The sequence below is a fragment of the Haloferax prahovense DSM 18310 genome (assembly GCF_000336815.1).
Taxonomy (GTDB): domain Archaea; phylum Halobacteriota; class Halobacteria; order Halobacteriales; family Haloferacaceae; genus Haloferax; species Haloferax prahovense.
Map to the genome: position 1 here is coordinate 119,791 of NZ_AOLG01000013.1, position 18,670 is coordinate 138,460.

Sequence of the window (18,670 nt, forward strand, 5' to 3'; positions counted from 1 at the left end):
TGTTGTCCGTCGCCCGCGGAACTGTCGGCGCTCAGACGCCCTCGCCGACGACGACGACGCGCAGGTCGTTGACGTTCGTCCCCGTCGCGCCGGACTCGACGAGCGCGCCGGCCTCCCGAAGCACCGGGAGCGCGTCGTTTCTCGCCAGCGCGTCGTGGGCGTCGCCGGCGTCGACGGTCGACGAGTCCACGACCGCGCCCGCGACCTCCGTCCCGCCGTCTTTCCCGTCGCTGTCGATGCTGGCGAGGACGGTCTCCTCGGGGAGTTCGGCGGCGGCCGCGAGGCAGAATTCGAGGTTCGGCCCGCCGTCGCCGTCGCCGCGGACCGTCACGGTGCACTCGCCGCCCGAGAGGACCACGGCAGGCGCTGAAATCGGGTTCCCGGTCGCGAGCGACTCCTCCGCGACGGCGACGTGGGTCTTCGCGGCCTCGCGCGCCTCGCCGCGCACGCGAGACGAGAGGACGAGCGGGTCGTAGCCGCGGTCCGCAGCCACCTCGCGGGCGGCGTCGAGCGCGGTGAACGTGTCCGCGAGAACGTGGTTCGTCACCCGGTCGAACACCGAGTCGCCGGGCTTCGGTGTCTCCGGAATGTCGCCGGCAGAGCCGCGAGCGAGGCGCGTGCGGACCGATTTCGGCACGTCGAGGTCGAAGCGGTCCAGCACGTCGAGGGCGTCGTCGTAGGTCGTCTCGTCGGGTGCGGTCGGGCCGGAGGCGATGACGCCGAGGTCGTTTCCGACCACGTCCGAGAGGACGAGGCCGACGACCGTCGCGGGCGCGGCGAGGCGTGCGAGACCGCCGCCCTTCAGCGTCGAAACGTGCTTTCTGACCGCGTTGAGGTCGTGAATCTCCGCGCCGCTTTCGAGCAGGCTGTCGGTCGTCTCCTGCAACTCGGCGAGCGAGATGCCCTCGGCGGGTGACGGGAGAACCGCGCTCGCACCGCCGGTGATGGCGGCGAGGACGAGCGTGCGGTCGTCGAGGTCGGAGATGAGGTCCACGAGCCGCCGGGTGCTCTCGACGCCGCGCGCGGAGGGGACCGGGTGGTCGCCGGGGAGTCGCTCGATACGCCCGTCGGGGCTCGGCGTCGGGTCGGGCGTCACGACGACGCCGTCGTCGATGCGGTCGCCGAGGACGGCTTCGAGGGCGTCTGCGACGCCGTCGCCGGCTTTGCCCCCGCCGACGACGAGGATTCGGTCGTAGGCGGTCAGGTCGTAGGTCTCGTCCGCGACGGTCAGGGTGTCGCCGTCGAGCGACACCGACTCGCGGACGACGCGGTCGGGTAGGACGGCCTCGACGCCGGCCTGCAGGCAGTCGATGGCCGTCTCGTGGGCGGGCGTCGGGGTTCGCGCGTCGAAATCCTGCATAGTTCGTGGGAGATGCCGACACGGATAAAAACCGTGGGGCGGTAAACCCGGCGATGAACGATTCGTCGCCCGGCGAGGGTCACGTCCGCGTCGTCGGCACGGCCCACGTCTCGGCCGACAGCGTCAGAGAGGTCGAAGAGACCGTCAGGGAAGAGCGTCCCGACGTCGTCGCGGTCGAACTCGACGAGGGTCGCTACCGGCAGATGAAGGGCGGAACGCCCGACGACATCGAAGCGCGCGACCTGCTTCGCGGCAACACCGTCTTCCAGTTTATCGCCTACTGGATGCTCTCGTACGTTCAGTCGCGGATGGGAGACAAGTTCGACGTGAAGCCCGGCGCGGACATGCTCGCGGCGGTCGAGACCGCCGAAGACGAGGGCCTCGACGTGGCGCTCGTCGACCGCGACATCCAAGTAACCATCCAGCGCTTCTGGCGGCGGATGGGCACGCTCGAAAAGATGCGCATGGCCGGCGACCTCCTGTTCGGCGTCGCCGACGCCCGCGGGGTCGGGGCGGTGTTGGGCATCGCCGTCGGCGTCTTCCTCGGGCCGCTCGTCGGCCTGTTCGGGGGCGCGGTCGGCGTCACCGACCTCCTGTTGACGCGCACCGCCACCGCCGCGGTCCTCGGGGCCGCGTCCGCGTACCTGCTCTACACCGTCGCCTCGTTCTCTCTCGACGGCGACGACGCGGTTCTCGCGGGCCTCGGCGGCGGCGCGGCAATCGGTATCGTCGTCGGCTTCGGTCTCGGGCTCGGCACCGGCCTCGTCTCCGGAATCCTCGGGAGCCTCGGCACCGCCATCGTCGGGAGCCTCGTCATCGGCGTCCTCGCGGGCGTCGTCGTGGGCGTCACCGCCGGCGCGGTCCTGAACGCCTTCGGCCTGTTCGCGCCCGCCGAGAGCGACGCCGACTACGAGGAGTTCGACATGGCCGAACTGACCGACGGCGACGTGGTCTCGGCCATGATGGAGGAGTTCCGCCGGTTCAGCCCCGGCGGCGCTGAGGCGCTCATCGACGAGCGCGACGCCTACATCGCCCACCAGCTCGTCGCGCTCCGGCAGTCCGGTCGGCACGTCGTCGCCATCGTCGGCGCGGGCCACCGCGAGGGCATCGAGAACTACCTCGCACACCCCGAGACGCTCCCGCCGATGGAGTCGCTCGTCGGCGTCGCGGAGAAGGACGGCTTCCCGTGGGGGAAACTGCTCGGCTTCGGCGTCACCGCCGTGTTCATCGCCTTCTTCGTCCTCCTCGCGATGGCCGGCGTCGGCAACGAACGGCTTCTGACCATCTTCGGCGCGTGGTTCCTCATCAACGGCGTGTTCGCCGCCGCGCTCGCCAAGGTCGCCGGCGCGCGGTGGACCTCCGCCCTCGTCGGCGGCCTCGTCGCGTGGATGACCTCCATCAACCCGCTTCTCGCGCCCGGCTGGTTCACCGGCTACGTCGAACTCCGACACACGCCGGTCAACGTCGGCGACATCGGCAAACTGAACGAACTGCTCTCCGACGAGGAGACGCCCATCGTCGACCTCGTCGGTCAGATGTTCGACGTGCCGCTGTTCAAGCTCATCATGGTCGTCGCCATGACGAACATCGGGAGCATCATCGCGAGCTTCCTCTTCGTCACCTACGTCATCCCCGTCATCGCCTCGGACCTCGGCGGCGTCGCGGGCGTGGCGAACCTGATGTTCGAGGGCGCGCGCAACAGCGCCGACCTCATCTGGAGGTCTCTGACGTGAACGTCTCCTTTTCCTCGCGCGAACTCCGCGACCTGCTCGTCGCGTGGGTCGCACTCGGCCTCGCCTTCGCCATCTTCTTCGCCGGCGGCGGCAACCGAACCATCCAACTGCTGACGAGCGGGTCGTTCGGCCTCGCGCTCGTCGTGAGCCTGCTGACGGCCGGCGTGGGCTTTCTCCTCCACGAGGTCGCACACAAGGTCGTCGCCGTCAGGTTCAATCAGGTCGCCGAGTTCCGCGCCGACTACGGCATGCTCGCAGTCGCCATCATGAGCGCGCTCGTCGGGTTCATTTTCGCCGCGCCCGGCGCGGTCTACCACCGCGGCGTGCTCACGGAGCGAGAACACGGCCTCATCGCCCTCGCGGGCCCGGTGACGAACCTGCTGCTCCTCGTCGCCTTCGCGCCGGTGTTCGTCGTCGGCGTCCTCGTCGGCTCTGACGTGGTCCAACTCGTCGGCTCTCGCGGACTCATCATCAACGCCTTCCTCGCGGCGTTCAACATGCTCCCGTTCGGCTCCTTGGACGGCAAGACGGTCAAGGCGTGGAGCACGCCGGCGTTCGCCGGCGTCCTCGTCCTGTCGGTTCTCCTCACGGTCGGTCTGTTCCTGTTCGTCGGGTTCTGACCCGACCGACGGGGGTTTCGGACGACTCCAATCGCTCTATTTCTGGCACGTCTCGGTCTCGAAGTCGCGAGCGACGCTAGAGTCGAGACGCGGGACGGAGAGCGGAGAGCACTCGGAGGGCTCGGGACGCACAGACGGTACTCGGGGCGCGACAGGGACGAATGGAGGGAGAAGGGGACCGCACGAGTGCGGCGGGGACCGGTCGGGCCGCCGAGGTCGGGATTCGGGGCAGGTTGCGGCTGTGGAGTGCAGTTCGGGACGCGAGGTTGGGTTGGGCTGTGTCGGGTGTGGGTGGGCGGGGGTTAGCTGCGGTTGGTGTTCGGGTTGGAGTGGGTGTCAGGTGGGCTGGTTTGCGGGCGGTTCGCGGTCGGGCAGGGGCAGACGCGCGCCGTGGGAGGGGAAAGCGTCGGCGGGGAACCGAGACGAATCCGGGTTGGTCGTACGCGTCGGGGACCGCGTTACTGCTGGCCGTGGTCGCGCCCGAGAACGAGCGCGACGGCGTGGACGGCGATGAGCCCGGCGAAGAGGGGGAGTTCGCCGGTTGAGAGACCGCCGCTGAGGACGGGCAGGTACGCGAGGGGCAGCGCGACTGCCGACCAAAACGCGACGGTTTCGAGGGGGGCGTACGCGAGGCGGCCGATGGTCGATGCGAAGCCGAGGGCGAGCGAGTCGTTCGTGGAGGGGATTCCGGACATCGTCACTCCTGCATACGACGGGGACCATCATATAAGGGGCCGAGCGTTACCGTGAATTCGCTTCTTTTTCGACTGTTCAGACCCGGCTTAGGGCGAACATTCTTCTTTCGTAACGTTTTATGAAGGTGTTAAAGCCGACGAGAAATTTTATAATGCTCTCTAGAGCTTTTTCGCAAATATTGCAAAAGCTATAGATTATTCAACACAATCGGCTCGGAGAACCGTCGATTAGGAGGCTCGTAGCAGGCTCGTAGCGGGGTCGTCGGAGCGCGCGCGCGACCGGCAGGACGCGCGTAACCGGAAGGGCGACGACGACACGACAACGACCGAGCGGCGGCGAACACTCACCTATGCGAGAACGTGTATGATTCGTACCCTGTGATTTTATATTTCGGCCTATCTCGTACACGAACATGACGAACGACGACTCCGAAGGGATGACCTACGCCGATGCGGGCGTCGACATCGAGGCGAGCGAGGCCGCGACCGCGGCGCTCGTCGCGCAGGTCGGCGGCGGGTCGGGCGACTACGCCGGCCTGCTCGACATCGGCGACCGCTACCTCGGACTCGCCACCGACGGCGTCGGCACCAAACTGCTCGTCGCCGAGGCGCTCGGCGACTACTCGACGGTCGGCATCGACTGCATCGCCATGAACGCCAACGACCTCGTCGCGGCCGGCGTCCGGCCCGTCGCGTTCGTGGACTACCTCGCGGTCGACGCGCCCGACGAGACGTTCGCCGAGCAGGTCGGACAGGGCCTCGCCGCGGGTGCCGAGGAGGCGGACATCGAACTCGTCGGCGGCGAGACGGCGGTCATGCCCGAGGTCATCAACGGCCTCGACCTCGCGGGCACCTGCGCCGGACTGGCGAAGAAGGACGCTATCTTCCCCGGCGAGGCCGAGGAAGGCGACGCGCTCGTCGGCTTCCCGTCGTCCGGCATCCACTCGAACGGCCTCACGCTCGCCCGCAAGGCCGCCACGGCCGACGGCGACTACGACGACGCGTGGGACGGCGACGACTACGACACCGTCGGCGAGGCGCTCCTCGAACCGACGCGGCTCTACACCTACCTGTTGGACGACCTGCGCGCCGCCGAGACCAACGCCGCGGCCCACGTCACCGGCGGCGGCTGGACCAACCTCGAACGCATGGGCGAGTTCCGCTACGTCGTCGACGACGCCTTCGAGCCCCAGCCGGTGTTCGAGTTCGTCCAGGAGCGCGGCGGCGTCTCCGACGAGGAGATGCACACGACGTTCAACATGGGCACCGGCTTCGTCGCGGCCGTCCCCGAGGCGAACGCCGAGGCGTTGGTCGAGGCGACCGACGGCCGCATCATCGGCCGCGTCGAATCGGGCGACGGCGTCTCGATTCGCGGCCTCGACCTCTGAACGCGGACAGCTTGTCGAATCGAACTGTTCGATTAGAAGCACTATTTTATCGACGTTCGCCATAGTGGAGGTGTGACTTCACCGCCACCGACACCGAACGGCCTCCCGCTCGTGGGCCACACCGTCGGCTTCGCGGCCGACCCGTTCGGCTTCGTCGCCGACCTCCTCGCGGACCACGGCGTCGAGGACGCGGTCGGACTCGACGTGGTGGGTATGGGCGACCTGTACGTCCTCGCTCACCCCGACCACTTCGAGCGGGCGTTCGTGACCGACCGCGATACTATCGTCAAGGGCGGCGAGTTCGAGGCCGCCTTCGGCGACGCCGTCATCGCCGCCGAGGGGGACGAGTGGCGGCGACAGCGCGACGAGCTAGAGCCCTTCTTCGGCTGGGAGCGGGTCGACGAGTACGCGTCCGTGATGCGCCGACAGGTCGAGCGCCGCCTGCGGACGTGGCCCGACTCGGGGACGCTGTCGCTCGAAGCCGAGATGAAGTCCGTCACCCTGGACATCATCTTCGCCACCATCCTCGGGCGGGAACTCGACCTCGACGGCGACGACCGAGTTCGCTCGGCCGCCGACGGCCTCAACGGCCGCTTCGCGCCCGCGTCGTGGGTGTTGCCCTCGTGGGTGCCGACGCCGAGCAGGCGTCGGTTCGACCGGGCCGACCGAGTCCTCCGCGAGGAGGTCAGAAAACTGGTCGAGACCGCCGACGAAGAGAGTCTCACGCGCCGACTCGCCGACGCGCTCGGGACCGACGCCGACTACCCGGCGGCCGTCGAGTCACTGGAGAACCAGCTCGTGGGCATGATTTTCGCCGGCCACGAGACGACGGCGCTCGCGCTCACCTACGCGCTGTACCTGCTCGCGACGCACCCCGATGTCCGCGAGCGCGCCACCGACGAGGTCGACCGCGTCGTCGGCGATGGCCCCGTGTCCGCCGAGGCGACCGGGGAACTCCCGGTGCTCGAACGCGTCATCAAAGAGACGCTCAGGCTCTACCCGCCGGTTCACACGCTCCCGCGGGAGACGGCGAAGCCGTTTCCGACCGGCGACCGAGTCATTCCGGCGGGCGCGGACATCCACCTCTCTGTCATCCGCATCCACCGCGACGAGCGGTGGTACGACGACCCGCTCGCGTTCCGGCCCGAGCGCTGGGACGGAGAGACCGACCGTCCCGCCTACGCCTATCTCCCCTTCGGGGCCGGGCCGCGGAGCTGTCTCGGGCGGGCGTTCGCGCTCACGGAGGCGAAAATCGTACTCGCGACCGTCCTCCGCGACTTCGACCTCGGCTGGGGCGGCGACGGAGAGTTAGAAATCGCGCCCGAGATGACGACCCAACCGAAGGGCGAAACGCCGCTCGTCGTCCGCCGGCGCTGAGTCCGTCGCGTGGGAGTGTCGGCGTTTGGCGTTTCGGACGGCGGACCGCCTCCGGCGTCTCGCCGGTCGCCGGACTCGACCTCAGATGTGGGCAGCGATGTCAGCTTCGGTGATGATGCCGACCGTCTCGCCGCCCTCGACGACGATGATGGCCGAGTTGTGGTCGAGGTAGACGCCGATTTCGTCCAGCGTCGTCTCGGGTTCGACGGTCGTGACGCCCTCGGACATGACCTCGTTGACCGGGCGGTCGGTCACGTCGTCCTCCTGGACGTGGCGGATGTCGGCGTTCGAGATGATGCCGAGCGGGCGGCCGTTCTCGATGACTGGCAGTTGGGAGAACCCGGCGTCGAGCATGATGTCGCGCGCCTCGCGGACTGAGTTGTCGGGGGCGACGCTCCGGACGGTCGTGTTCATGATGTCTTCCGCGCGCACGATGCGACCCTCGGCCTCATCCAGCGCCTCGACGATTCGCCGGAGCGTCGAGAGACGCGGGTCGACGTCGCCGCCTTCGATGCGGGCGATGAGCGGCTGGGAGACCCCGGCCATGTCGGCGAGTTTGCTCTGCGTCAACTCCAGGGAGTTCCGCCGTTCCCTGAGGTCCTGCGGCGTGGGGAGTTCCATGCCGGAGTGATAACCCGTAGTTATGAAAAAGTGTTCCGGTCGCTCATCGGGGCATGGGTTCGCAGGCGCCGCGAAAATCGCTCGCTCGTGTCGGGCGGTCGCCCCAAGTACACCGGTCGGTGCGGTTTGGCACGACCCGACGCGGCCGGGCGCGACGGCGCGGGATTACTGGTCTTCGTCGGAGTCGAACTCGCGGATGTCGATGACGTCGAGGGGGACATCGCGGAGCGCGCCGCCGACCTCGCTTTTGGCGATTCGGGAGGCGTGCTTCTCGCCGTCCGCGTTGAAAATCTTGATTTCGAGGAGCAGGCCGACGAGGGCGGTGTTGGCCGCGATGAACGCGGAGTCGAACGGTTCGCCACAGGCGGGACAGGGCGTCGCGCCGACTTCGACCTCGACGTACTCCTTGTCCTTCTGGTTGAGTCGCTTGCCGGCCTCGCTGACCGCGACGCCGATGGCGTCGTCGATGTCTTCTACGTCCCGGACCAACCAGGCCGCCTCCATCGCGACGAGATAGTTGCTCATACACACGTTACGCGCCGGTGGGGTTTCGTGTCTTGTGGTTCGAGCGCCGGGGCGCGTGGGATTCACACACCCGGGCCGCGAACCGACCGCGACGCGTCCGAATCCACGACACTCCCGTCCCTCGGCCGGAGCGCGCACGACCCGCGCATGCCACGGGGATTATCGCTATAACTTATGGAAAAGCGCTCCGCGGGTCACGCGCGTCTCACGCCGAATAGTCGGTCTAGTTGGAGTAGAGACAAGTGTGCTTTAATCGATAGACAGCGCCGGGGTGTCGTGCGGCCGGCTGAGAGAAGATTTATATACTGGCACCTCCCGACCCTCGACTGAGGACACGGTGATGATACCCCGCCTAACGAAGTACGTCCTGTTCGCCGCCTACCAGCTATCGGTCGCGATGGGCATCGCGCTGCTCCCCGTCGCGCTCGCCGCTCGCCGGATGGGTGTGACCCTCCCGATTCGCCGGCTCGTGGAAACGACCGGAACCGCCTACGAACGCGCCGCGGGTCGCTAAGTCGACTCCCGCGCCCTCCCTCCTCCCGACGGTACTTCCCGCGAGCGATCGCATCGCGCGGCCGCCGCCGACGCGCGTCTGACGCTTTGGCACCGGCAACGGCGAGGTGAAGGGTTGCATTTATCAGCGCCGAAGTGCAATCGCTGACAATGCGTACCCCGACTCACGACGAGTTCTCCGGCCGTCTCGACTCGCTGAACGGCGACCGCTCGAACGTGTTCGGTCCCGAGCTCGGCGAGTTCCCGCACGCCGAGCGTCGCGCCGACTCGCTCGGAGACAAAGAGACGAAGACCGGAACGACCACCGTCGGTATCAAGACCGAAGAGGGCGTCGTCCTCGCGACCGACATGCGCGCGAGCATGGGCTACATGGTCTCCTCGAAGGACGTCCAGAAGGTCGAAGAGATTCACCCGACGGGCGCGCTGACCATCGCCGGCTCCGTCTCGGCCGCCCAGTCGCTCATCAGTTCCCTCCGCGCGGAGGTCCGCCTCTACGAGGCCCGCCGCGGCGAGGACATGAGCATGCAGGCGCTGTCGACGCTCGTCGGCAACTTCCTCCGCTCGGGCGGGTTCTACGTCGTCCAGCCCATCCTCGGCGGCGTCGACGAGACCGGCCCCCACATCTACAGCATCGACCCCGCCGGCTCCATCCTCGAAGAGGAGTACACCGTCACCGGCTCCGGCAGCCAGTACGCCCTCGGTGTGCTCGAACAGGAGTTCAAAGACGGCCTCAGCATCGAGGAGGCGAAGCAGGTCGCCACGAAGGCCATCCGCTCGGCGGTCGAGCGCGACCTCGCCTCGGGTAACGGCATCAACATCGCCGTCGTCACCGAGGACGGCGTCGACATCCAGCGCCACCAGAACTTCGAAGGCCTCGAATAAGTCGCCCGCAGTCGGCGGTTTCTCTTCGTTTTAACGGGTCGCTACCGGCTGGACTCGCGCGTACATCGTACTCACTCGTCGCCCGGAAGCGGTCGCAAGAGCCCGTACCACGCCCGGTAGCCGAGCACGCCGAGAACGCGCCCGAGTCCGAGGCTGTACCGGAACGACTCGGTTCGGGGGAGCAGTCGACGCTCAACCGCGATACCGAGGAGGCTGACGACTAGCCCACGACGCCGACGCGTCCGAACCTTCCAGCTATCGCGGTCGTACGCCCACACCTGTCCGATTCCCCACGCACCGCCGACGGCGATACCACCCGGCGACAGCGGCGTCGGCTCGTACGACTCGTCGTCGCTGGAGCGGAGCAGACGGCGCATCGACACCATCCAGAGCGCGGTGAGAAGCGCGAGACCGAATTCGGCGACGGCTTTCGTCCGGCGGGAGACCATACACGACGTTCGAGCGGCGCGATAATAGTTATTTCTCAGACAAGAATGTGTGAAGCCGAGGCCGACCCGCCGTCGTCGAGGCTGTCGCGGAGCCGACTGCACCCGCCGGCTCAGAACCAGTCGGCGAACGCGCCTTCGAGCAGCGAGTCGGACTGGCGCTCGACGTACTCGCGTTGCATCTCGCGGAGCGCCGTCTCGAAGTCGTCGGCGTCGCCGAGGGCGTCGCGGACGCGGGCGCGCTTCCAGTCGGCCGGCGTGACGCCCGTCTCGACGCGCTTGCGAAGGGGTTCGAGGTAGTAGTTGGCCTCCTCCTCGGAACAGCCCGCGAGCCGAAGCCCGTCGCGGGCGTGGACGAGCAGGTCCTCGTAGAGGTCAGCGCCGACCACGTCGTCGCCGTCGACGTCTATCCAGCGCAGGTCGCCGTGCGGTCCCTCACGCATCGCGGTGTAGAAGTTCTCCTCCGCGGTCTCCCAGTCGAGGTCGATGACGGGGTGGTCCAGTCGGGGGAGTCGCTCCATGAGTCCCGCGAAGGCGGCCTGGAACGCCACGGAGTCGCGGACGGTGGGCTGGCCCGCGATGGGGCGGAACTCGATGCGGGCGTTGGCCGACGAGCGGGACGCGCCGTCGAACACCGGGCGGACCCACCGCCAGTAGGTGCCGTGTTTCCGGCGGAGCGTGGCGAAGTCGTCGTCGAAGCGGTCGCCGCGTTCGACCGACATGGGAACCATCGTGGAGTCCTCGACGACGCGGTCGACGGCGTCTTCGACGGTGTCGAGGTCGCCGGGGAAGGCGACCTTCTCGTGGTCGCCGGAGTTGAGCACCGACTCGAACACCGCGATGCGGTTTTCGTCCCAGCCGTCGGCGAGAATCTCGTCGGCCGTCACGCCATCGTCGTAGAGGTCGGCTGGGAAAAACGGCGAGTTGACGCCGAGCGCGAGAAGCGGCCCGGCGACCCGCAGCGCGTAGTTGAAGTGGTACGGCAGGTCGGCCGCGTGCGGGACCTGATAGTGCGGCTGGATGGACGTGATGAGCGCCTCGGGCATCACGGTGTCCGCTTCGAGCGAGACGTGCGGCGCGTCGAGCGTGAACGACTCCGGGGCGGTCGGCCCGTTGGCCATCGCGTGGTACCGCACGGAGTTGCTCATGTTCGTCGCGAGGCGGACGCCACCGTCGGTGACGGAGTCTGTCAGGTACTCGCGGGCGCTCTCGCCGGCCGGCGGGATGCTCCACATCCCGTCGGAGACGAGGCGCATCCCCTCGGCGGCAGCGCAGTCGAGCGCGGCGTCGAGTCGGGCGCGGACCTCGGACTCCTGCGCGCGGAGCCCGTGTGGATTCAGCGGCTGGGGGCTCGTGGTCATCTCGGCGTTGTGGAGCCCGAGTTCCTTCTCGAAGCCCATGAGGCCGAGCAGCCGGCGCGGGACCCGCATGAGCGCGTGCACGTCGTCTTCGCTCGCGGACCAGCGACCGTCGGAGACGGCGTAGAACTCGTACTCCAAGCCGACGATGGACTGGTGGTTGTCGAAGGTCCCCTCGCGCAGTTCGCGCTTGAGTACCTCGGCGTCGGCTTTCGCTTGCGCTTCGAACTCGGCCGCGTCGACCGCGAGCACGTCTTCGACGCGCTCTGCGAGGTCGTCGCTCATACCCGGCGTTCCGGCGTCGAACGCCTTCAACTTCCCGGCACCGCGGTCGTTCGGCAGCGAATCACATCCCCGACGACTGTCGAGACGCTTTTGCCCCGCGCGGCGATACCCACGGACGATGCAGTTCGCCGAGTTCGCCGCCCGCGCCGCCGAGATAGAAGCCGAGCCAGCGGACCTCGCGGTCGTCTCGCTCCTCTCCGACCTCTTTTCGGACGCCGGCGACGACCTTCCGACGGTCGCCCGGTTCGTCCAAGGTCGCGTCTTTCCGGCGTGGGACTCGACCACGCTCGACATCGGTCCGCGGCTCTGCCACGAGGCCATCGCCCGCGCGGCCGGCCCGAACGTCTCGGCCGACGACGTGGAAGACCGCCTCGCCGACCGCGGCGAAATCGGCGCGGTCGCCGCGAGCTACGACTTCGGCGGCCAGCGCGGCCTCGCCGCCTTCGGTTCGGGCGGCCGAGCGGGGCTGACGGTCGCCGAAGTCGATTCGGAACTCCGGGCGCTCGCGGCCGCCTCCGGTTCGGGGAGCGAGGAGACGAAGCTCAAGACGCTCTACGGCCTGTTCAATCGGACCGACCCCGACGAGGCGCGCATCCTCGCACGGCTCGTCCTCTCGGAGATGCGCATCGGCGTCGGCGAGGGGGCCGTCCGCGACGCCGTCGCGGAGGCGTTCTTGGTCGACCCCGCGGACGCCGCCGCCATCCGCGACGACGACGCCGACGCGGAGACCGAAGCCGTCGCCCGCGACCGCCGGAACGAGGCCGTCGCCGCCGTCGCCCGCGCCCTGCAGGTGTCGAACGACTACGGCATGGTCGCCGAACTCGCCCGCGACGAGGGCGAGGCCGGCCTCGACGGCGTCCGCCTCGAGGTCGGGCGCCCCGTACAGGCGATGCTGGCGCAGGCCGGCACCGCCGCCGACGCGCTCGACGAGTGGGACGCCGCCGCGGTCGAAACCAAGTTCGACGGTGCGCGCGTGCAGGTCCATCGCGACGCCGACGGCGAGGTCTCGCTGTTTTCGCGCAACATGGAGGACGTGACCGGCGCGCTCCCCGAGGTAGTCGAGTTCGTCGCGGACGCGGTCGACGAGCCCGCCATCCTCGACGGCGAGGTCGTGGCGATGGACGATGACGGCGAACCCCTCCCGTTTCAGGAGATTCTCCGGCGCTTCCGCCGCAAGCACGACGTGGGCCGGATGCGCGAGGAGGTCCGGGTCGAACTCCGGGCGTTCGACTGCCTGCACGCCGGCGGCGACGACCTCCTGACCGACCCGCTGTCCGACCGACACGACCGACTGGCCGCGGTCCTCGGCGACGACTCGGCGGCCGTCTCCGACCTCCTCCTGACCGACGACGCCGACGAAATCGCCGCCTCCGAGGCCGACGCCCTCGACGCCGGCCACGAGGGAATCATGCTGAAGAACCCCGACGCGCCGTACTCGCCGGGCGACCGCGGGAAGAACTGGCTGAAACGCAAGCCCGACGTGGAGACGCTGGACCTCGTCGTCACCGGCGCGGAGTGGGGCGAGGGCCGACGCGCGGAGTTCCTCGGGACGTTCCTGCTTTCGGCCCGCGTCGAAGCCGAGTCCGGCGACGACGCCTTCGAGACCATCGGCAAGGTCGCCACGGGTATCACGGACGAGGAGTTGGCCGAGTTGACCGACCTCCTCGAACCCGAAATCGAACGGGAGTCCGGCAAGGAGGTCGACATCCGCCCGTCGGTCGTCTTCGAGGTCGGCTACGAGGAGATTCAGGCGTCGCCGACGTACTCCTCGGGCTACGCGCTCCGGTTCCCGCGGTTTGTCACCGTCCGCGAGGACAAGACCGCCGAGACGGCCGACTCGCTGGAGCGCGTCGAGCGACTGGCCGAGTCGCAGTAAGCGAGGCACGCGTCCGTCGCGGGTCGCGCCCAAAGGGATATACTATCGGTGATTCGACGTGTTGTCACGGTGACTACACGTGAACCTTGACGCCCTCCTGAAGCCGGTTCTCCTCTATACGGGGCTCCTCGGTCTTCTCACGGTCGGCGGGGTGTATTTCGCCACGCACTCGGGACTGTACATGCTCGGATTGATAGGAGCCGGCGTACTCCTCGTCGTACTCGGCGGCGGGGCCGCGGGTCAGATGGGTCCAAGTAACGTCGAACACGCGGGCGAGAAGGGAGGGACGAACAGGGTCGTCTCGAACGCGGGGCTGTGGTCGCCCGTCGAGACGGACACCTCGCTTCGCCTCACCCTCCTGTTCTACGGGGCCGGGTTGTTCCTGTGGAGCCTCGTCGTGTTCGGCGTCCTGCGCGACACGCTCGTCTGAGTCGGGGCCGCGCATCCGCCACTCGTCGCCCGCCCACACCGGCCGCCTCGCCCCGAGAGTCGCGTTTTTTACCCCTCGGTTCGAGGTGTCGCGTATGACCATCAAACACGACGGCCTCGACGTGTCCTGGCTCGGCTACGCGACCGTCAGAATCGAGTCGCCCGACGGCTTCGTCGTCTACTTCGACCCCGGCCGCTACGGCGTCCTCGACGACTACTACGCCCGCGACGGCGACCTGATTTTGGTCACACACAACCACCACTACGACTCCGACGCCATCGAGCAGGTCGCCGACGCCGACGCGACCGTCGTCGCCTTCGAGGGCGTCGACGCCGCGACCATCGACCGCGACGTGGTACCGGTCGAGGAACTCCCCTACGAGACGGTCCGCGTCGGCGAGGCGGACCACCTCACCGTCGGTGAAGTCGACGTGTGGTCGCTCCCGGCGTTCAACGACCCCGACGGGCCGCATCTCCGCGACGGCGACGTGGTCCACCCGCAGGGCTTCGGTTGCGGCTACCACATCTCGATTGCCGACCGGACCGTCTTCTGGCCCGGCGACTCCGACGTGCTCGAAGGCCACAAACACCTCGAGGTCTCGCTGTTTCTCGCCAACATCGGCGGTTCGGTCGTGATGGACCGCCACGAGGCCGCCGACCTCGCGGAGACGCTCGACCCCGACCTCGTGCTCCCGATTCACTACGACACGATTCCGCTTCTCGAAACCGACCCGGACGCCTTCGTCGTCGACGTGGCGAACCGCGGCATTCCAGTCGTTCTCGACGACCCCGACCAGGTCTGAGACCGCGACGACGAAACGGACAGAACGATTTTGCCGCGCCGGGCCGTCCGTTCGCGTATGGACCTCGACTACGGCATGCTCGGCGGCCGGCGGCCCTACTACCGCTTCGGCGACGCCGACGCCGACCCGCTCGTGGTGCTTCCCGGCCTCTCGGACGCCTTCCAGCGCACCGACCCGAACCGCGCGACTGCGGCGGCGCTCGCCGGCCTGTTCCGCGAGTTCGACGACCGCGACGTGTGGGTCGTCGGCCGGCCGCGACACCTCCCGGTCGGGTCGACCACGCGAGACATGGCCGCGGGCTACGCCGGCGTCATCGACGAACAGGACCTGTGGCCGGCCGACGTTATCGGCGTCTCGATGGGCGGACTCGCCGCCCAGTACCTCGCCGCCGACTACGGCGACTACGTGGACTCGCTGGCCGTCGTCTCCGCCGGGACGCGACTCGGCGGCCACGGCGAGAACGTCGTAACGCGCTGGCGCTCGCTGGCGGGTAAAGGTCGCTGGGCCGAGGTCGCCGCCGACGCGGAGCGGGAGGCGGCGACGGGCCTCGAAGCGACCGTCGCCCCGCCGCTCATCGAGGCGGCCGGTCGAGTCGTCGACTTTCGGCCCGCCGTCCCCGCCGACGCCGTCGTCTCCTGTACGGCCTGTCTCGAACACGACTCCCGGGAGATACTCGGCGACATCGACGCGCCGACGCTCGTCGCCGCCGGGAAGGCCGACCGACTCGTTCCCGAACCGCGGATTCGAGAACTCAAAGACGGCATCGCGGACGCGACGCTCGCGCTGTTCTCCGGAGCGGGTCACAACCTCGCGACCAGCGAGCCGCGAACGCTGAACGGTGTCGTCAGGCGCTACTTCGACGGGTTCCGCGGCGACGGGCTGTATCCGTAATCGCGTACCGCGAGCGACGAGGGCCTCGAACCCTCCCCGCGGCACCAAGCTCATACGCCGGGCGGCCGTCGAACCGCCATGCGCGACGCCCTCCGGTCGAGCCCGCTTTTCAGCGGCTGCCGACTCCTCGTCTGTTTCGTCGTCACAGAGGTGTAAGGAGGAAGCCCTCGGCTTCAGCCGTGGGAGGAACCCGACACCCTCGGCTTCTACGGCGGCTACACTATCGTGGCGCTGTTCAACCGGTCCGGGACGGAGCGCTAGAAAAGCGGCGGTCGGGGTGACCGGGGTTAGATGACCCCCATCTCGTCGAGCCGCGTCGGCAGGTACTCGTCGGTCACGAAGTCGAGACCGCGGGAGGCGAGCGCCTGCTGTTCGGCCTTCTTGCCGATGTCGAGTTGCAGCTCGATCTGTTCGGTCCAGTAGTCGCTCATGAACCGCGGGTCCTCCAGTTCGGACTGGAGCGCGTTGATGTCGGAGTCCGCGAGCGGGTCGGTCGGGAGATCGTAGTCCACGATATCCTGCGGCTGGATGCCGACGAACCTCGCTTCCGGCGTCGCGAGGTGTTCCGAGAGGTGCGCGGACTTGATGGAGCCGTAAGCGACGGAGCCGAAGATGCGGTAGGACCACGGGTCGCCGTCGGTGAAGACCACGACCGGTAGGTCGAGTTCGTTGTGCAGGCGCTTCGTGATACGCCGGGTCGCCCGCGCGGGCTGGCCCTTCAGGTGGACGATGAGCACGTTGTACTCGTCGTCGAAGCCGTTTTCGACGAGGCGGTCGCGCATCCCACCGGTCTCCACGCAGAGGACGAAATCGATGTCGTGGTCGAGGAACTCGATGGTGTCGGGGTTGTTCGGAATCTGGTAGCCGCCCTCGCCCACGTCGAGTTGGCAGTGGATGTCGCGCTCGCCGCGGCGGGTCTGCTCGCGGAGTTCGAGCGGGCCCATAAGGGTCGCCCCCGACTCCTCGGGCCGCATGTGGAAGTCCTCGCGGGTGACCTCGGAGACGATTTCGAGGTCCTCGATGAGCTGGTTCGACTCGTCCTGGTCGGAGAAGTGCGCCTCTTCGGCGTCCCACGACTCGGAGATGTAGTACAGCTCACGCAGGGTGGACGAGCGGTCCTCCTCTAACTGCCGCGCGAGGAACTCGATGGTGTAGGCGGCCTTCAGGAGCTTTCGCGCCCCCCGGACGCTGTTCGCAGAGCGCGTTGAGGTCCGGTCGCCGTACACCCAGACGTTCGAGTTCTCGTCGTACTCGATGTTGCTTTTCGTCCGCGTCGGGAGCGTCATGTGCGGAATCTCCCCCGCGTCGAACTGGTCGTAGAACTCCGCCGCGAGGTCGATGAGACGCTCGCGGGCGCGTTCCTCGGATGTGTTCGGTTCAGGTGCCATTATACGTTCACCGTGAGTTTCTCCGTCTCGACGCCGTCGACGTTGATGTCGAACGACGCGTCCTGTGCGACCGAGTACGTGAGCGTCGCCGTCTCACCGGACGACACCTCGGGGTTCCACTTGACGAACCACTCCCCGTCAAGGTCGACGACCGTCGCCTCGCCGTCGAGGCCGGCCGGCTCCGCCGAGACGATGTCCGTGATGTCTGGCGACTCGTTCGTGTTGGAGTAGTTCTTCACCGTGAGCGTCACCTCGCCGTCTTCGACGGCTCGCTCGACGGTCAGGTTGTTCATGATGCGGCCGAGCGCGCCGTCGATGTTGGGCTCGGGTCGCCCGGTGACCTCCGAGAGCTTCGTCGCCATCTGCGGGAGGATGCGACCGAGCACGTCCTGTTTCTTGCGGCGCTTCTGGAGCGACCGCCGCTTCGAGAGGTAGGACTTGAGTTCGCGGGCCGCCTCGCGGATGGCGAGTTCGACCTCGTCTTGAATCGCCGGCACGTCCGCGAGCGCGTCCTTCGACTCACTCGTGAACGGGACGTTCGTGGAGGCGACGTGGACCATGAGGACGGCGGGACCGTTCGGCATGCCGCTGCCGCCCGGTTGGTCGAGGCCGTAGTTCCGCCAGCCGATGTCTTTGACGACGTGGGTGATGGTACACGCGCCCTGCTGGTAGACGAGCGGGACGCGGTTGGCGAAGCGGAGCAGGTCGATTTTCCCCTCGGACTTCAGTTCGCCGCCATAGGCGATGCCGGCCTCGACGATGAACGGGTCGCCGCCGTGGACCTCGGCGTCGCGGGTCGCCGCGGCGTAGAAGTCGGCGTCGAACTCCTTTTTCAGGCCGGCTTCCACGAGGTCCGCGGAGATGGGAGAGAGACAGTCGGTCGGCGGCGCGAGGATGTCCGTCTGGCGCATCGCGTCGAGCAGGTCGCGGGCCACGTCGCGGTCGTCGGCGACCTCGCGGACCTTCGGCACCTCGTCGGAAACGGTGCGCATCCGCGACCAGATGGCGTCGGCGACGTTCTCCTGTGCCGTCTCGCCGTAGGTCTCGTCCTCGCGTTCTTTGGTTCGCTCGGCGGCCCACGCGACGAACTCGGCCACGTCGTCGCGGGTGGCGCGGTCGGCCGGGCCGGTCGTCTCGGCGAACTGCGTGGCGATGGAGCGCGCCATCGACACCTTGCCGGCGTCGTCTTTCTGCGTGGTCGTCACGTCGTCGACGATGGCGTACACGTCGCCCTCGCGGTCGTCGGTGAGGACGGGCCACAGCGCCTCGACGACGTTCTCCCGGACCGTCTCGCCGAACGAGGTGTCGGTCTCCTCACCGACCGTCTCGGCGACGTTTTCGACGATGGTGACGAGTTCGCCGTGGGCGATGCGGTCCTTGCCGACGACGATATCGACCAGTTCGTCCGCGAACGTCGCGGTCGCCTCCTTGCCCTTGTTGGCGACGGCGTCCTCGACGACCTGTCTCTTATACACATCTC

18 protein-coding genes are annotated in these 18,670 nt (G+C 68.2%); 10 read left to right on the forward strand and 8 right to left on the reverse strand.

The genetic code is table 11. From position 1 onward, the window contains the following. Positions 1 to 31: 31 nt before the first annotated feature. Complete coding sequence (locus tag C457_RS07840) at positions 32 to 1,360, reverse strand: glycerate kinase type-2 family protein (RefSeq protein WP_008093450.1); 1,329 nt, start codon at positions 1,358 to 1,360, stop codon at positions 32 to 34. A gap of 53 nt (positions 1,361 to 1,413) precedes the next feature. Between C457_RS07840 and C457_RS07845 the strand changes: the two genes are divergently transcribed. Next, on the forward strand, positions 1,414 to 3,093 hold the full coding sequence (locus tag C457_RS07845; RefSeq protein WP_008093452.1) for a TraB/GumN family protein: 1,680 nt from the start codon (positions 1,414 to 1,416) through the stop codon (positions 3,091 to 3,093). Beyond that, positions 3,090 to 3,713: a hypothetical protein gene (locus C457_RS07850; protein ID WP_008093455.1), complete on the forward strand. Its 624-nt coding sequence runs from the start codon at positions 3,090 to 3,092 to the stop codon at positions 3,711 to 3,713. The genes C457_RS07845 and C457_RS07850 overlap by 4 nt, the downstream gene beginning before the upstream one ends. A gap of 458 nt (positions 3,714 to 4,171) precedes the next feature. Here C457_RS07850 and C457_RS07855 read toward each other — a convergent pair whose 3' ends face one another. Continuing rightward, a complete protein-coding gene (locus C457_RS07855; protein WP_008093457.1) occupies positions 4,172 to 4,408 on the reverse strand; it encodes a hypothetical protein in 237 nt (78 codons plus the stop codon). A 413-nt stretch (positions 4,409 to 4,821) separates the two neighbouring features. On the opposite strand from C457_RS07855, the gene purM reads away from it, so the two are divergent. Together purM and C457_RS07865 are read left to right on the forward strand one after the other, a co-directional pair. Beyond that, positions 4,822 to 5,796: a phosphoribosylformylglycinamidine cyclo-ligase gene (gene purM, locus C457_RS07860; protein ID WP_008093458.1), complete on the forward strand. Its 975-nt coding sequence runs from the start codon at positions 4,822 to 4,824 to the stop codon at positions 5,794 to 5,796. Positions 5,797 to 5,868: 72 nt separating this feature from the next. Then, the gene (locus C457_RS07865) at positions 5,869 to 7,173 is read left to right on the forward strand and encodes a cytochrome P450 (protein WP_081909209.1); all 1,305 of its coding nucleotides are present in this window, start codon (positions 5,869 to 5,871) and stop codon (positions 7,171 to 7,173) included. An 81-nt stretch (positions 7,174 to 7,254) separates the two neighbouring features. Here C457_RS07865 and C457_RS07870 read toward each other — a convergent pair whose 3' ends face one another. Next, positions 7,255 to 7,794, reverse strand: a complete 540-nt coding sequence (locus C457_RS07870) for a CBS domain-containing protein (protein WP_004976886.1) — start codon at positions 7,792 to 7,794, stop codon at positions 7,255 to 7,257. A gap of 165 nt (positions 7,795 to 7,959) precedes the next feature. Further along, positions 7,960 to 8,319 carry a DUF555 domain-containing protein gene (locus C457_RS07875; RefSeq protein WP_004970698.1) on the reverse strand — a complete coding sequence of 120 codons (360 nt, stop codon included), beginning with the start codon at positions 8,317 to 8,319 and terminating at the stop codon, positions 7,960 to 7,962. A gap of 340 nt (positions 8,320 to 8,659) precedes the next feature. Here C457_RS07875 and C457_RS20600 point away from each other — a divergent pair, with 340 nt between their 5' ends. Both C457_RS20600 and psmB read left to right on the forward strand, forming a co-directional pair. Beyond that, complete coding sequence (locus C457_RS20600; protein WP_004041439.1) at positions 8,660 to 8,833, forward strand: hypothetical protein; 174 nt, start codon at positions 8,660 to 8,662, stop codon at positions 8,831 to 8,833. A gap of 149 nt (positions 8,834 to 8,982) precedes the next feature. After that, positions 8,983 to 9,714 carry a proteasome endopeptidase complex subunit beta gene (gene psmB, locus C457_RS07880; protein WP_008093465.1) on the forward strand — a complete coding sequence of 244 codons (732 nt, stop codon included), beginning with the start codon at positions 8,983 to 8,985 and terminating at the stop codon, positions 9,712 to 9,714. Positions 9,715 to 9,785: 71 nt separating this feature from the next. On the opposite strand, the gene C457_RS07885 is transcribed toward psmB, so the two are convergent. Further along, positions 9,786 to 10,163, reverse strand: a complete 378-nt coding sequence (locus C457_RS07885; protein ID WP_008093466.1) for a hypothetical protein — start codon at positions 10,161 to 10,163, stop codon at positions 9,786 to 9,788. Positions 10,164 to 10,273: 110 nt separating this feature from the next. Beyond that, positions 10,274 to 11,803, reverse strand: a complete 1,530-nt coding sequence (locus C457_RS07890; RefSeq protein WP_049913442.1) for a hypothetical protein — start codon at positions 11,801 to 11,803, stop codon at positions 10,274 to 10,276. 118 nt (positions 11,804 to 11,921) lie between these two features. On the opposite strand from C457_RS07890, the gene ligA reads away from it, so the two are divergent. From ligA to C457_RS07910, 4 genes are all read left to right on the forward strand, one after another. Next, positions 11,922 to 13,679 (forward strand): ATP-dependent DNA ligase LigA, encoded by a 1,758-nt coding sequence (ligA, locus tag C457_RS07895; RefSeq protein WP_008093468.1) that lies wholly within the window; start codon positions 11,922 to 11,924, stop codon positions 13,677 to 13,679. 79 nt (positions 13,680 to 13,758) lie between these two features. Next, positions 13,759 to 14,109, forward strand: coding sequence for a hypothetical protein (locus tag C457_RS07900; protein WP_008093469.1), 351 nt, complete (start codon positions 13,759 to 13,761; stop codon positions 14,107 to 14,109). A 94-nt stretch (positions 14,110 to 14,203) separates the two neighbouring features. Continuing rightward, positions 14,204 to 14,911 carry an MBL fold metallo-hydrolase gene (locus C457_RS07905; protein ID WP_008093470.1) on the forward strand — a complete coding sequence of 236 codons (708 nt, stop codon included), beginning with the start codon at positions 14,204 to 14,206 and terminating at the stop codon, positions 14,909 to 14,911. Positions 14,912 to 14,968: 57 nt separating this feature from the next. Further along, a complete protein-coding gene (locus C457_RS07910; RefSeq protein ID WP_008093471.1) occupies positions 14,969 to 15,802 on the forward strand; it encodes an alpha/beta fold hydrolase in 834 nt (277 codons plus the stop codon). A 287-nt stretch (positions 15,803 to 16,089) separates the two neighbouring features. On the opposite strand, the gene C457_RS07915 is transcribed toward C457_RS07910, so the two are convergent. Both C457_RS07915 and C457_RS07920 read right to left on the reverse strand, forming a co-directional pair. Then, entirely contained in the window at positions 16,090 to 17,190 is a 1,101-nt protein-coding gene (locus C457_RS07915; protein WP_004976866.1) for a DNA topoisomerase IV subunit A, read from the reverse strand. Beyond that, positions 17,190 to 18,670: DNA topoisomerase VI subunit B (locus tag C457_RS07920; RefSeq protein ID WP_008093472.1), on the reverse strand; the 1,481-nt coding region annotated here is incomplete at its 5' end. The genes C457_RS07915 and C457_RS07920, both read right to left, overlap by 1 nt.